The organism is Lysobacter spongiicola DSM 21749, assembly GCF_900167055.1.
Taxonomy (GTDB): domain Bacteria; phylum Pseudomonadota; class Gammaproteobacteria; order Xanthomonadales; family Xanthomonadaceae; genus Novilysobacter; species Novilysobacter spongiicola.
Map to the genome: position 1 here is coordinate 50,908 of NZ_FUXP01000009.1, position 14,439 is coordinate 65,346.

The 14,439-nt window shown below is 68.6% G+C and carries 9 protein-coding genes and 1 pseudogene; 4 read left to right on the plus strand and 6 right to left on the minus strand.

Translation table 11 applies throughout. From position 1 onward, the window contains the following. Positions 1–333 precede the first annotated feature (333 nt). From ppc to yihA, 3 genes are all read right to left on the minus strand, one after another. Entirely contained in the window at positions 334–3,072 is a 2,739-nt protein-coding gene (ppc, locus tag B5D37_RS10970; RefSeq protein ID WP_078758777.1) for a phosphoenolpyruvate carboxylase, read from the minus strand. 186 nt (positions 3,073–3,258) lie between these two features. Further along, positions 3,259–4,635: a glutamate--cysteine ligase gene (locus B5D37_RS10975; RefSeq protein ID WP_078758778.1), complete on the minus strand. Its 1,377-nt coding sequence runs from the start codon at positions 4,633–4,635 to the stop codon at positions 3,259–3,261. 278 nt (positions 4,636–4,913) lie between these two features. Further along, a complete protein-coding gene (gene yihA, locus B5D37_RS10980) occupies positions 4,914–5,519 on the minus strand; it encodes a ribosome biogenesis GTP-binding protein YihA/YsxC (protein ID WP_078758779.1) in 606 nt (201 codons plus the stop codon). Positions 5,520–5,694: 175 nt separating this feature from the next. On the opposite strand from yihA, the pseudogene B5D37_RS10985 reads away from it, so the two are divergent. The 4 genes and pseudogenes from B5D37_RS10985 to B5D37_RS11000 form a co-directional block, all read left to right on the plus strand. Beyond that, a pseudogene (locus tag B5D37_RS10985) lies at positions 5,695–6,498 on the plus strand (c-type cytochrome); the annotation flags it as partial. A 282-nt stretch (positions 6,499–6,780) separates the two neighbouring features. Then, a complete protein-coding gene (locus B5D37_RS10990; protein ID WP_078758781.1) occupies positions 6,781–7,449 on the plus strand; it encodes a thiol:disulfide interchange protein DsbA/DsbL in 669 nt (222 codons plus the stop codon). Positions 7,450–7,606: 157 nt separating this feature from the next. Further along, positions 7,607–8,461 carry a thiol:disulfide interchange protein DsbA/DsbL gene (locus tag B5D37_RS10995; protein ID WP_078758782.1) on the plus strand — a complete coding sequence of 285 codons (855 nt, stop codon included), beginning with the start codon at positions 7,607–7,609 and terminating at the stop codon, positions 8,459–8,461. 88 nt (positions 8,462–8,549) lie between these two features. Continuing rightward, a complete protein-coding gene (locus B5D37_RS11000; RefSeq protein ID WP_234987856.1) occupies positions 8,550–9,287 on the plus strand; it encodes an endonuclease/exonuclease/phosphatase family protein in 738 nt (245 codons plus the stop codon). Positions 9,288–9,453: 166 nt separating this feature from the next. On the opposite strand, the gene B5D37_RS11005 is transcribed toward B5D37_RS11000, so the two are convergent. The 3 genes from B5D37_RS11005 to B5D37_RS11015 form a co-directional block, all read right to left on the minus strand. After that, the gene (locus B5D37_RS11005) at positions 9,454–12,363 is read right to left on the minus strand and encodes a TonB-dependent receptor (RefSeq protein ID WP_078758784.1); all 2,910 of its coding nucleotides are present in this window, start codon (positions 12,361–12,363) and stop codon (positions 9,454–9,456) included. Positions 12,364–12,524: 161 nt separating this feature from the next. After that, positions 12,525–13,622: an NAD-dependent epimerase gene (locus B5D37_RS11010; protein WP_078758785.1), complete on the minus strand. Its 1,098-nt coding sequence runs from the start codon at positions 13,620–13,622 to the stop codon at positions 12,525–12,527. After that, a complete protein-coding gene (locus B5D37_RS11015) occupies positions 13,619–14,389 on the minus strand; it encodes a glycosyltransferase family 2 protein (protein WP_078758829.1) in 771 nt (256 codons plus the stop codon). Before B5D37_RS11015 ends, B5D37_RS11010 begins: the two co-directional genes overlap by 4 nt. Between the last annotated feature and the right edge of the window lie 50 nt (positions 14,390–14,439).

Here is a 14,439-nt window from a genome sequence, read left to right on the forward strand (position 1 = left end):
CCAATGATAGGCCCCGCTGCCGGAGCGCGCCCGGCGGAGTCTGGCCGGAGCCGTGCGTGGTCGTCCGTACACATGGCCCGATGCCACGTGGTCGTCCGTACCGTGGCCCAATCCCACGTGTAGGAGCGACGTGAGTCGCGACCTGTACGTCGGGTGCCAGGCTTCGCGTCGCGACTGACGTCGCTCCTACAGGGGCGGGTGCCGCTTTTGTCCGCGCGACGGACTGTAGGAGCGGCTTCAGCCGCGATCGTGGAACCGGCGCGGCGTTCATGCATCCGATCGCGGCTGAAGCCGCTCCTACAGGGGTTTCGGCAAACGCTGTCGACCGCCGCCCTAACCGGTGTTCTGGATCCCCGCGGCGATCCCGTTCACGGTGGCGAACAGGGTGTGCAGCAGCTCGCCGTCGGGCGAGCCCTCCCGGCGCCAGCGGGCCAGCAGGTCGACCTGCAGCAGGCTGATGGGGTCGACGTAGGGGTTGCGCAGGCGGATCGACTGGCGCAATCGAGGGTCGCCCGCGAGCAACTCCTCCTCATCCTTGATCGCGAGGATGGTCTCGCGGGTGCGCTCGAACTCGGCGGCGATGCCGGGGTGCATCTTCGCGTGCAGGTCGCCCTCGGGCAGGTCCCGGGCCAGGCGCGAGTAGCACTCGAAGATGCCGGTGTCGGACTTGGCCAGCACCATCTCGACGTCGTCGACCAGGGTGCCGAAGAACGGCCAGTCGCGCGCCATCTCCGCCAGTCTGTCGCGGCCGTGCAGGTCCAGCGCCGTGCCGACGCCATACCAGGCGGTCAGCCCCGAGCGGTTCTGCGCCCAGGAGAACACCCACGGGATCGCGCGCAGCGATTCCACACCGCCCTTGTTGCCGCGCTTGCTCGGGCGCGAACCGATGCGCAGCCGCTCGATAACGTCGATCGGGGTGGCCGAGCGGAAGTAGGCGGCGAAGTCGGGGTGTTCATGCACCAGCGCGCGGTAGTGGGTGCGTGCATCGGCGGCCAGCACGGCGGCGATGTCCCGCCATTCGCGCTCACGCGGCTCCGGCGGACGCGGGCGCAGGGTCGCGCGCAGCACCGCGCCGGTGGTCTGCTCGAGGTTGCGCAGGGCGAGCGCACGGATGCCGTACTTGCGGTGGATCACCTCGCCCTGCTCGGTCAGGCGCAGGTAGCCATCGACCGAGCCACGCGGCGCCGCGATCACGGCGCGCTCGGTCTTGCCGCCGCCGCGGCTGATCGAGCCACCGCGGCCATGGAAGAAGGCGATGCGTACACCGCTCTCGCGGGCCAGTGCCTGCAGTGCGACCTGGGTCTGCTGCAGCGCCCAGCGCGAAGCGACGATGCCGCCGTCCTTGGCGCTGTCGGAGTAACCGAGCATCACCACCTGCCGATTGCCGCGCGCCTCCAGGTGCGCGCGGTAGACCGGGTCCGCGAACAGCTCCCGCAGGGTGGCGGCGGCGGCATCGAGGTCGGCGACGGTCTCGAACAGCGGCGCCACGTCCAGCGGCACCTGTCCGCTTTCGACGCAACCGGCGATGCGCGCCAGTGCCAGCACCGCCAGCGCGTCCGCGGCGCTGCGGCTCATGCTGACGATATAAGGGCCGAAGACGCGCTCGCCATAGCGGGGGCGCAACCTGGCGACGGTGCGGAAGACGTCGAGGGTCTGAACCGCGGTGGCGTCGTCGTTGACCTTGACCGAGCCGGCGTCGGCGATGACGTCGTGCAGGCGCCCGGCTCGTTCGGATGCGTCGCGCGACTCCCACTGCCCATCGTCGAGCAGGCTGGCCAGCGCGGCATCATGGATCGCCGAATCCTGCCGCAGGTCGAGGCTGGCGAGGTGGAAACCGAAGCAGCGGGCACGTCGCTGCAGGCGCGCTACCGCGAACCCGCCGGCGTGGCGGCCGTGGTGGCGCGCGAGGCTGGCGGCGATGAGGTCGATGTCCGCCACGAAGGCCGCGGCATCGGGGTAGCCGCCCTCCTCGTCGTCCTGGGTCGCCGCCAGGCGTTCGCCGATCAGCACCAGCAGGTTGCGATACGGCATGTCGGCGTGGCGCGGGTGGAGCCTGGCGCTGCCCTCGGGCACCAGCCCGCGATACTCATTGAGCCGGTCGACCACCGCCTGGTCGACGCCGACCCGCCCCTGCGACTGGCTCAGCATTTCGGCCAGCTTGTCGACGTCGCGGCGATAGGCGGCCAGCACCATCGCGCGCTGCCCGGCCAGGGTCGCGGCGATGGTCGCCGCGCCGACGTTGGGGTTGCCATCCATGTCGCCACCGACCCAGCTGCCGAAGCCGAGCACGTCGGGGAGCTCCGGCGCATCCTCGCCGAACTGCTCGCGCAGCGCGTGGGCGAAGGTTTCGTGGTAGACCGGCAGCACCCGGTACAGCACCTCGGACAGATAGAACCCGACGTGTTCGAACTCGTCGCCGACGCTGGGCTTGGCGGTCGGCGTCTCCGCGGTCTGCCAGCTGGTGGTCAGGGCCAGGCGGATCCGCTCGCGGTCGGCGTTGCGTTCCGCCGGCGTACGCGAGCGATCGATGTCGCGCACCAGCGCGGACACGATCTGGCGCTCCTTGTGCAGGAGCACCCTGCGCACCGCTTCGGTCGGGTGGGCGGTAAAGACCGGTTCGATGCGCAACCGCGGCAGCAGCGCCGCCACCTCGTCGGCGTCGACGCCATCATTCGCCAGGCCCGCCAGCACGGCACGCAATCCGCCCGGCTGCGCGCCATCGCCGGCGCGCTCGTGGTCTCGACGGCGGCGGATGCGATGCACGCGCTCGGCGAGGTTCACCGCCTGGAAGTAGGTGGAAAACGCCCGCACCAGGTCGTTGGCGTGTTCGAGCGTGTCGGCGGAGAGGATGTCGGTCAGTGCCTGCGCGAGGTCGGCGACCGGCGCACCGGATTCGCGCCGCTCGATCGCCGCCCGCCGCAGGCGTTCGACCTCGGCCAGGAAATCTTCGCCACGCTGCTCGGCGAGGATCTCGCCCACCAGGGCGCCGAGGGTTTTGACGTCCTCGCGCAGCAGGGCGTCGGTGGGCTGGAAGTCGAAAGTGCGCAGTGGTTCATCGGTGATATCTGTCATCCGACAAGGCTACCGCAGCGGGTGTCGACGGGTCGCGCGAACACTCGCGCCCGCACCGCCAGCCATTGTAGGAGCGGCTTCAGCCGCGATCGTGGAACCGGCGCGGGTGGACGACCGTCCGATCGCGGCTGAAGCCGCTCCTACAGGGCATCATCAGAAGGGGCGGGGATCAGCACGTCGCCTCCCTCAGTACTCGAACTCCTTGAACACCGGATCCACGCTGCCGCCCCAGGCGCCGTGGAACAGCTCGAGCTTGCGCTCGGCCGGGGTGACGCCCGCCTCCACCAGCTCCATCAGCGGGCCGAGGAAGATGCTCTCGTCGCTGCCGTTCTCGTTCACCCGGTTGCGGCGGGCCAGGCCGTGCGCGGAGATCTGCAGCGCGCGGCGCGCGAGGTCGAGCACGGTGCCATCGCGGAACGGCAGCTTGAACGCATGTTTCGGCACGCCGTCGCGCAGGGCGTGGATCTCTTCGACGCTGAAGTCGCGGACCAGGTCCCAGGCGGCGTCCAGCGCGGCATCGTCGTACAGCAGGCCGGTCCAGAACGCGGGCAGTGCGCAGATGCGGTTCCACGGACCGGAGTCGGCGCCACGCATCTCCAGGTACTTCTTGAGCCGGACCTCGGGGAAGGCGGTGGTCATGTGGTCGGCCCAGTCCACCAGTGTCGGCGTGTGCCCCGGGTAGGCCGGCAGCTTGCCGGCCAGGTAGTCGCGGAACGACTGGCCGGCAGCATCGATGTAGCGGCCGTCGCGGTAGACGAAGTACATCGGGACGTCGAGCAGGTAGTCGACATAGCGCTCATAGCCGAAGCCGTCCTCGAACACGAAGTCGAGCAGCCCGGTGCGGTCGGCGTCGGTATCGGTCCAGATGTGCGACCGGTAGCTCAGGTAGCCGTTGGGCTTGCCTTCGGTGAACGGTGAATCGGCGAACAGGGCGGTCGCGATCGGCTGCAGCGCGAGCGACACCCGGAACTTCCTGACCATGTCGGCTTCCGACGACACGTCCAGGTTGACCTGCACGGTGGAGGTGCGGGTCATCATGTCCAGGCCGAGCGAGCCGACCTTGGGCATGTACTCGCGCATGATCTTGTAGCGGCCCTTGGGCATCCACGGCATCTCGTCGCGACGCCACTTGGGCTGGAAGCCCATGCCGAGGAAGCCCAAGCCGAGCGGCCCGGCGACGCTGCGCATCTCATGCAGGTGGGTCGCCGCCTCGCGGCAGGTCTGGTGCAGGTTGTCGAGCGGCGCGCCGGAGAGCTCCAGCTGTCCGGCCGGTTCCAACGAAACCGATGCACCGTCGCGGCTCAGCGCGATGACGCGGCCATGTTCCTCGACCGGCTCCCAGCCGAACTGCACCAGCCCCTTGAGCAGGGCCTCGATACCGCGCTCGCCATCGAACGGCGGCGGCCGCAGGTCGTCGGTGCGGAAGCCGAACTTCTCGTGCTCGGTGCCGATCTTCCAATCATCCGCCGGCCTGGCACCGGAGGACAGGAACTCCACCAACTGCGCGCGTCCGGCAGCGCCGGCTTCGATCGGGACATCCTTGAGCTGGCTGGGACCGGACACGCACACCTCGCAGGCAGGAAACGGGCGACATGCGGGTGGACCGGGAGGTCGCACGCCGGCCATCGCAGGATGCGGCAGTTTAACGAGCGCCCGCGTCACCGACGCGTCGCCGCATGCAACGCTCTGCCCCACCGGTGGGACTGTGGCGTGGGCCGGCCGCCGGCGGGCCTTCATTCTTTTGTAGGAGCGGCTTCAGCCGCGATCTGGAACCGGCGCGGGCCAACGGCTCCAGATCGCGGCTGAAGCCGCTCCTACAGAGGGAGACACCCTGACCGCCGCTACAGCTCGAGCCAGCCGCCAATCACCGCGCGGGCCTCGTCGACCCCCTGCTTGGACTCGCCGGAAAACAGCTGCACGCTCACCGCGTCTCGGTATTCAGCCTGCATCTCCTTGCGCACCGCCAGCAGTGCGTTGCCCTGTGCCCCACGGCCCAGCTTGTCGGCCTTGGTCAGGATCGCGTGTGCCGGCAACCCGCGGCTGACCGCGTAGCCGAGCATCTGCTTGTCGTAATCCTTCAGCGGATGCCGGATATCCATCACCACCACCAGCCCTTTCAGGGCTTCGCGGGTGCGGAAGTACTTGTCGATGAAGGCCTGCCAGTGCGCCTGCAGGTCCTTGGGCACCTTCGCGTATCCGTAACCCGGCAGGTCGACCAGGAAACGGTCGGTGGTCGGCGGGATGTCGAAGAACACCAGCTGCTGGGTGCGCCCGGGGGTCTTGGACACCCGGGCGAGCGCGTTCTGCTGGCAGATCGCGTTGAGTGCGCTGGACTTGCCGGCATTTGAGCGCCCGGCGAAAGCGACTTCGAAGCCGCCGTCGGGCGGGAGCTGTCCGGTGTTGTGCGCCGCCAGCATGTACTGGGCGCGTGCGAGGGGATTGGCCATGCGGCTAGGATCGCACGGCGGGCACCCCGGCGGCGGCCCCGGACTGCCCGCAGGGACGTCCGGACTACGGCCGGACAGGCGCGCGCGTTGACCCGGTTGCGCCCGGCAACGATAATTCCGCGGTTCCGACGGTCATTTTCAGATCGTCGCCCCGCGTTTTCCGGAGCCCAGCCCAATGAGCCACGCCCGCGTCCTCGGCATCGTCGGCCTCACTGCCCTCGCGGCAGCCGCCGTCGCCTACGCCCAGACCACGGTCACCCCGATTCCCGAGAACGCGCCGGTCGAGACCGCGCCGCTGGAGCAGGTCGCGCCGGCCCCGGAAGTGACTTCGTGGGGGGATGCCCAGAACGGTGCCACCATCGCCGGCACCTGCGCGGCCTGCCACGGGCTGGACGGAAACCCGACCGACCTGCAGTACCCGCGCCTGGCGGGCCAGAGCGAGCGTTACATCGCGCACCAGATCGCACTGTTCAAGAGCGGTCAGCGCAACGACGGCATGGCCGCGGTCATGAAGCCGTTTGCCGACATGCTGAGCGCGCAGGACGCCCGCGACGTCGGCGCCTACTACGCCACCCAGCAGTCCGGCGCAGGCGTGGCCGACGACGGCCTGGTCACCGAAGGCCCGTACGAGGGCATGCGCTTCTTCGAGGTCGGCCAGCAGCTGTACCTGAGCGGCGACGCCGAACGCGGCATTCCGTCCTGCATGGCCTGCCATGGCCCTGCCGGCGCCGGCAACCCCGGCCCCGCCTATCCGCGCGTTGCCGGGCAGGTATCCGATTACACCCAGCGCCGACTGGAGTACTTCCGCAGCGGCGATCCCGAGAACGACTCACGCCTGTACAGGATCATGGCGGACGTGGCTGCCGAGCTGACCGACCAGGAGATCGGCGCCCTGTCCAGCTACCTCGAAGGCCTGCATCCCGCGGCCGACGACCTGGTCGCCTCCGCTGCCGGCGCCGCGCCCGTGGCTGCCCCGGCTGCAGCGGCGCCGGTCGACACCGGTGAGGAAGAGATCGCGCAGACCGGCGAAGGCGAGGCCGAAAGCGTCGATGCCGATGTCGCTGGGCCCGATGAAGTGGCCACCGAAGTCGACGCCACCCCGGACGCACAGGATCCGGTGACGCCGCCCGAGCAGGAGTGATCCTGGCGCCAGGCCTGCCACGCATGGCCCGACCCGGCTATCCCGGTATTCACTGCGCCGGCCGTATCCTACGGCCGGCGTTTTTGTTTGTGCCCCACCCGAATTGAACGAGGACCGACGATGACCTCCCATGCTGCCGCCCGGCCTTCGCGCCGCACGTCCCTGCTGGCCAGGCTTTCGATGTTTGCCGCGCTTGTCCTGATGCCTATCGTGGCCTTCTCCGCGGAGCTCGTCGCCGGCGAGGACTACGTCGAGATTCCCGGCGGCGCCCCCTTCAGCACCGGCGCCGGAAAGGTGGAGGTGGCTGACGTCTTCGGCTACACCTGCCCGCATTGCGCGAATTTCGAGCCGGCACTGAGCGCCTGGCGCAAGCGCCTGCCACGCGACGTGGAGGTGGTCAGCGTTCCCGCCCCGTTCGGTGGCTACTGGATGCCGTATGCGCGGGCCTATTACGCGGCGCAGTCGCTTGGGCTGGCCGAGCGCACGCACTCGGCGGTGTTCCGCGCGCTGCACCAGGATCGCAGCCTGCCGATTTCCGGTGCGACCCCGGCCGAGATCTCGACCTTCTACGCGGGACACGGCGCCGACCCCGAGGCATTCGCGTCGGCCATGGCCAGCCCCGAAGTCGAGGAGAAGCTGCAAGAGGCACGCGACTTCCTGCGCCGGTCCGGGGTGGAAGGCACGCCGGCGTTGGTCGTGGCCGGCAAGTACCGCGTGCTGGGCAACAGCGCGAGCGAGATCCTCGAGAATGCACGGGCACTGGTCGAGCGCGAGCGCGCACGGAAGTAACGCACGCCGCGCTGACGCGTCCAATGCGGGGAATTCCAATATTGGAATTGAGATTGCAGTCGCTGCACTCCCTGCCCACGCCCCTGCTGGTTATCCTTGGTCCATCGTTGCCGCGCGGAAACCTCCGCCGGCCCGCCCCATAGCTGGAGATCCGCCCATGACTTCGCGCCCGGTCCTGCTGTCCCGCCTCGGCACCACGTTGGCTGCCGTGGTATTGCTCGCCGCCTGCTCCTCGGAGGCCCCGACACCGTCCACGCCGGCCGGCCCCGCCACCAGCGGCGCCGCCGCCGCGCCAGGTGCCGCCGCCGCGGCCCCGGAGATCACGCAGCGTGAACGCCGCCCCGGCCCGGTGGTACCGCCGACCGGTCCGGCCCCGGTGGAGGGCGAGCACTACGAGCGCATCCCCAATGGCCAACCCTTCAACCGCGGGACGAACAAGATCGAGGTGGTCGAGGCTTTCGGCTATACCTGCCCCGCCTGCGCCAGCTTCGAGCCGGTGGTCGCCTCCTGGGCCGCGACCGCCCCGGCGGACGTCGAGTTCACCCCGGTGCCGGCGCCGTTCGGCGGGTTCTGGATTCCGTATGCCAAGGCGTTCTATGCCGCCGAGGCGCTGGACGTGCTGCCGCAGACTCATGAGGCGATGTTCCATGCCTTCCACGTCGAGCGTGCGCTCAACCACGAGTCCAGCGACGAGGAGATCGCCCAGTACTACGCCCGTTTCGGCGTCGATCCCGAAGAGTTCGCCCGGACCATGTCCAGCTTCTCGGTGACCACCAAGCTCAACCGTGCCAAGTCCTTCCTGCAGGAAAGCGGCGTGGACTCCACCCCGACCATGGTCGTGAACGGCAAGTACCGGGTGATCGGTGGCCGTGCATGGGATGAGGTGATCAACACCACCGAGCACCTGATCGCGATGGAGCGCGCCGCTGCCGGCAATGCGGCGACCGCGCCCGCCGCCGACCCGGCCCCGGTTGGGACGGACGCCGAAGCCACTGCCGACAGCGAGAGCTGACAGCCGGAGCATGTCGCTTTCCGGCGGACAGCACGTATCGACCCCCGCGCCAGGCGCGGACGCCACGTCGCGCACGCGCCGGCTGCGGCTGCTCAGCGCCAACATCCAGGCGGGATCCAGCACGCGCGGCTACAGTGACTACGTCGCGCGCAGCTGGTCGCACGTGCTGCCTGCCGGCAACAAGCGCGGCAGCCTGGACCTGATCGCCAAGCTGGCCGGCGCATACGACATCGTCGGCCTCAACGAGAGTGACCCCGGCAGCCTGCGTTCCGGGTTCACCAACCAGACGCATTACCTGGCTCAGCGCGCGGGCTTCGACTACTGGAGCCACCAGCCCAACCGGCGGGTCGGCGGCGTGGCATCCAGCGCCAACGGCCTGCTGAGCAAGCTGGAGCCGCGGGAGGTCAACGACCACTCCCTGCCCGGCCGCATCAGCGGACGCGGCGTGCTGCTGGCGAAGTTCGGCGACGGCGACGAGGGCCTGCTGGTGGCCGTGGCGCACCTTGCGCTAGGGGCGAGCTCGCGGGCGAGCCAGCTCGCCTTCATCGCCGAGCTGTTGCACGACCACCCGCACGCGGTGCTGATGGGTGACTTCAACTGCGCGGTGGACCGGCCGGAGATGCAGACGCTGTTCCGCAACACCCGGCTGCAGCCACCGGCGTGCAACGTGCCAACCTTCCCCAGCTGGCGGCCGCAGCGCGCGATCGACCACATTTTGATCGGCGATGGCCTGAAGTGCTCCGACGCCTGCGCGATGCCGGCGGCCCAGTCCGACCATCTGGCCCTGTCGCTGGAACTGGACGTGCCCGAGTCGGCGCTCAGCTGACGGCCCGGCGCCCCAGCCCCTGTAGGAGCGGCTTCAGCCGCGATCTTGAAGTCGGCGCAAGCGATCGCTGCCCCGATCGCGGCTGAAGCCGCTCCTACACACAAGCAAGAAAAAGGGCGGCTGGTGGTGTCACCAGCCGCCCCATCATCAAACGATCAAACAACCATCAGAACCGCAGGTTGGCCCGCATGTAGAAGTAGCGCCCGCCCGGGATGTCGTAGGTCGACGCGTCGTAGCCGTTGAGCGAGCACGACAGGCAGATCGGCGGATCGTCGTCGAGCGCGTTGTTCACGCCCGCCGTCAGTTGCAGCCCCTGCAACATGTCGAAGCGGTAGCCCACCTGGAGATCGTGGTAGGTCATCGCCTCGAGTGTGTTGGTACCTTCGGTCGGGTTGCTGCAGACCGGGAAGGTGACGGCGTCGCCGCACTGCTCTTCCAGCTCGCTGATGTGGCGCACCGTCCAGGACGCATTCCAGTTGTCCCGGCGCCAGTCCAGCGTGGCGTTGGAGGTCCACTCCGGGATCGCGCTGTCGGTGACCTCGATACCCACGCCGAGCGGCTGGCGCTGTCCCGCCGCACCCAGTGCTTCGTAGCGGGTGACGATGGTGTTCTGCCAGATCAGCTTGAACTGGCCTGCATCGGTCGCCGGCAGCGTCCAGAAGATGTCGGCATCCCAGCCGTCGGTCTTGATCGAACCCAGATTGGTCAGGCGATTGTTGAAGCCATTGATGCTGCCGACCGAAGAGCGCGAGATGCCCTCGCAGTACAGCGGGTCGAGGGTTTCCACGCACAGGTTCAACTGGGTCTGCGCATCGATCGCCTGCACCGCACCCTCGAGGCTGTGGCGGTAGAAGGTCAGCTCGAAGTCCAGGCGCTCGGACCAGCCCGTACCCACGGCGAAGGCAGGGCTGAAGACCAGGCCTGCGGTAAAGCTGCGCGCCGTCTCCGGCTCCAGGTCCTCGTTGCCGCCGGTGGTGACCGAGATCTGGCCGTTGGTCTGCACCGCTCCGTCGGGCACCCCCAGCGCGTCGCAGTTCGCCGGATCACCGTCGGGCGGGCTGCCATCCAGGCCGACCAGGCACGGATCGTCGATCTGCAGGTCGGCGCGGCTGGCCGAGCCAAACAGCTCGCCGATCGACGGGGCCCGGAAGCCCTCCGCGTAGGTGGCGCGGATCAGCAACTCGTCGGCGACCTGCCAGCGCAGGCCGTACTTCGGGGTGAACTGGCTGCCGAAGGTCGAGTAGTCGGAATAACGTCCCGCCAGGCTCAGGTCGAGCCCCTGGCCGAACGAGCCTTCCGGGATCAACGGCAGGTCGAATTCGACATAGGCTTCGCTGACGTCGTACTCGCCCGAGGTCGGCAGCGACGGCACGCCGTTGTAGAAGCCGGCGACGGTCAACGGGTCGGGCTGGTACGAACCCTCGTAGCGCCGGTGTTCCAGGCCACCGGCGAACGACAGCGGGCCGGCCCACAGGTCGAGCAGCTCGCCGGACATGTTGGCGGTGAACACATCGAGCGTCTGCTCGCTGCGGTCGCGCACCACGGGCTGGATCCAGGCCAGCATCTCGTCGGTGATCGTGCCGGGGCCGCCGAACACGTTCAGCGGCACGCAGCCGCTGGTGGCGGCACAGACGTCCGGGTCACCCAGCGCCAGCGCGATGTTGCGGATGTTGTAGCTGCCGTAGTTGGTCTGCTCCGCCTCGTTCTTGCTGGTGGCGAAGTTGACGTCCCAGAACCAGCTGCGCTCGGCGGCCTCGAAGCTGCCCTCCAAGCCGGCGGCGAAGTACTGCGTGTCGACCTGCTGCTCGAACACGCGTGCGCCGCCTTCCACCGGGCGCCGGCCGATCAGGATCAGGTTGGCCTCGTTTTCCGCCGTATCGGGATCGTCGACCGAGACCAAATCGAAACCGAACGGGTTGTACGGGTTGTCGGCCGAAATGAAGATGTCGTCCGCGTACGGGTTGCCGGTACCTGCGTCGGGGCCGAGGAAGATCGGCTCGGGCGCGGCCTGGTTGACCGACTCGCGGCGGTTGAACAGCGCCTTGGCGTAGGCGTGCACGTTGTCGTTGAAGTAGAAGCGGTACTGGCCGAAGGCCCCGGTCCGCTCGGACGGCGTCAACAGCATGTTGTACTGCGAGAAGTTGAAGCGGTCCGGCGTGCCGAAGCAGTGGTATCCGTCAGTCCGGTCGCAGGTCTGGGTCGGATCGTAGGTCGGGTCGCTGTTGCCTTCGTTCGGCGTGATGTCCTGGGTGATCCCGGTGTTCGGGTCGGTGAAGATGAAGCGTCCGCGCGGCGTACCCGAGCTGCCGAAGGTCAGGCCGGTGCCCGGGATCGGGAAGCTCGCCTGCTCGCGGGTGTTGGAGTAGATCTCCTCCTGGTCGACATGGCTGACACCGAGGAACAGGTTGCTGCGGTCGGTGTTCATGCCCCAGGCGACATCGATGCCGGTCTGGGCACCGTCTCCCTCGCCGTACTCGCCGTAGTTGAGCGTGACCTGCCCGCCTTCGAAGTTGCGGCGGGTGATGATGTTGACCACGCCGGCGATGGCGTCGGAACCGTACAGCGACGACGCACCGTCCTCTAGCACGTCGATGCGCTCGACGATGGCCAGCGGGATGGTGTTGAGGTCGGTGGTGGCGCCCACGCCGGAGGCGGAGGACTCGTTGACCCAGCGCATGCCGTCCACCAGCACCAGGACGCGCTTGGCGCCCAGGTTGCGCAGGTCGACCTGGGCGGAACCGGCACCGACGCCGTCGCCGTTGGGCGAGAAGCCGAAGTTGCCCGAGGAATTGAACTTGGTGTTGAGCGCGGAACCGGAGCCGGTGAGCTCCTGCAGGATGTCGCCGATCGAGGTCAGGCCGGTGCGCTCGATGTCCTCGCGCGTGAGCGTCTGGACCGGCACCTCGGTTTCGATCTCGGCCTTCTTGATGCGCGTGCCGGTGACCTGGACGCTGTCGAGCGTGGTGGCCTGCTGGGCCGGGGGTGGACTGTCCTGCGCGACGGCCAGCCCGGGGGCGGCAACCAGCAAGGACAACGAGACAGCTAACGCCAACCGGTGGCGGGGGGGTACGTTCATCGACTTCTCTCTCCCTAAGAAATGTAGCGAAGCGCCGCACCCCTGTATGCGGCGGTCAGACGGTTGTAAACAAAATGTGATCCGGCCACAACCGGCAAAGGACCCTCTCGGGGGTCCCAGGTCGCTGGTTCTCTATTTCACGGGCCCTGCCGGCCCGTCGCCTAGGCTGGGCCGGCGAAGGCCGGCGCCCGGACCGGGGCGGTATCCGGAGCGTTGACCGGTCGCGGCGCCTGCCTGGCAGCAACCGGGGGCGAGGCCGTGTATCCGAGGTACCAGTCCGCGAAGCCCGCGACACCTTCCTCGATGGAAATCCGCGGAACATGGCCGGTGGCGGCTTCCAGCGCCGACTCGTCGCACACGGTGTCGGGCATGTCACCGGGCTGCATTGGCAGGAATTCCATCTTCGCCTTTCTCCCCAGGCGCGATTCAAGCAACTGGATGAACCGCATGAGCTCTACCGGCCGGCCGTTGCCGATGTTGTAGAGCCGGTAGGGCGCCACCGGGCTGCTCGCCGGATCGGGGGCTGCCGGATCCCAGTGCGCATCGGGCGTCGGCAGGTGATCCAGTGCCCGGAGCACGCCTTCCACGATGTCGTCGATGTAGGTGAAGCTGCGGGTGTGCCTGCCGTGGTTGAACACGCTGATCGGGTCGCCACCCATGATCGCGCGGGCGAACAGCATCGGCGACATGTCCGGGCGGCCCCAAGGGCCGTACACGGTAAAGAACCGCAACCCGGTCGCGGGCAGCCCGTAGAGGTGGGCATAGGAATGCGCCATCACCTCGTTGGCTTTCTTGGTCGCCGCGTACAGGCTCAGTGGATGGTCCGTGCCCTGGTGTTCGGCAAACGGAAGCTGTCGGCCCGCACCGTAGACCGAGCTCGATGACGCGAACACCAGGTGCTCGGCCCCGTGGTTCCTGCACCCCTCGAGCACGTGCAGGAATCCCACGAGGTTGCTGGAGACATAGGCATGCGGATCCACCGACGCGTGCCTGACACCGGCCTGCGCGGCCAGGTGCACCACGCGGGCCGGACGGTGGAGCGCGAAGAGCCGTTCCATCGCGTCACGATCCGCCACGTCCATCCGCACGTGCCGGTAGCCGGCCCGGCCGATGATCCGCGCCACGCGCGCTTCCTTCAGGGCCGGGTCGTAGTAGTCATTGTGGTTGTCCACGCCAACCACCTCGTCTCCGCGCTCGAGCAACCGCGCGGCGACCGCATGGCCGATGAAGCCTGCCGCGCCAGTGACCAGGACCTTCACCGCGCACCCGCCGAAGAAACGATCTCCATCGCCGGGCGGGTGACACGGTGGACCGGTACCACCCGGCTCCGGCGCATCAGCCAGGCAACGCCAAAGAGATCGGCGATGCCGACCCGCGCGCGCGCGATGTTCGTGTAGTTCGACTTTCCGCTCCGGCGCTCGCGATGGCGTACCGGCACGCTCATCGTCTCCCAGCCGACACGCTGCACGAGGGCCGGCAGGTAGCGATGCATGTGGTCGAAGTACGGCAGATCCAGGAACGCCTCACGCTGGAACAGCTTGATGCCGCATCCCGTGTCCGGGGTGCCATCGGCAAGCAGCCACCGGCGCAATTCATTGGCGAACCGGGACCCGGCGCGTTTGCTCCAGCTGTCGCGGCGATCCGTGCGCCAGCCACCGACAAGCTTGACGGTGGCGGGTGCCGCCCTGAGCGCGGCAAGCATCGCGGGAAGATCGGCCGGGTCGTTCTGGCCGTCGCCATCGAGGGTCGCGACCCAGGCGCCACGAGCCGCCTTCACGCCGTTGCGCAGCGCGGTGCTCTGTCCGGCCTGTCGCTGGTGGGCCAGCACCGTGAGCGAGGGATGCGCCAGGGCCAGGTCCTTCAATACCTCGAGGCTGGAGTCGGTGCTGGCGTCATCGACACAGACGATCTCGAAATGCTCGGTTTGCCCGAGCACGGCAACCACTTCCTCGATGAGCGGCGCGATGTTGCCGCCTTCGTTGTGCACGGGGATGACGACCGAAAGCGCCGGCCGCCCCCGTCCCATGTCGGTGGCGGAGTGCGGGGGCCTGGAGTGCGTGGCAGTCGAGTACATGG

Coding starts and splice junctions, on each gene's coding strand:
- ppc (WP_078758777.1), bottom strand. CDS start 3,072: ATGACAGATATCACCGATGAACCACTGCGCACTTTCGACTTCCAGCCC.
- B5D37_RS11015 (WP_078758829.1), bottom strand. CDS start 14,389: ATGGGACGGGGGCGGCCGGCGCTTTCGGTCGTCATCCCCGTGCACAAC.
- B5D37_RS11005 (WP_078758784.1), bottom strand. CDS start 12,363: ATGAACGTACCCCCCCGCCACCGGTTGGCGTTAGCTGTCTCGTTGTCC.
- yihA (WP_078758779.1), bottom strand. CDS start 5,519: ATGGCCAATCCCCTCGCACGCGCCCAGTACATGCTGGCGGCGCACAAC.
- B5D37_RS10990 (WP_078758781.1), top strand. CDS start 6,781: ATGACCTCCCATGCTGCCGCCCGGCCTTCGCGCCGCACGTCCCTGCTG.
- B5D37_RS10995 (WP_078758782.1), top strand. CDS start 7,607: ATGACTTCGCGCCCGGTCCTGCTGTCCCGCCTCGGCACCACGTTGGCT.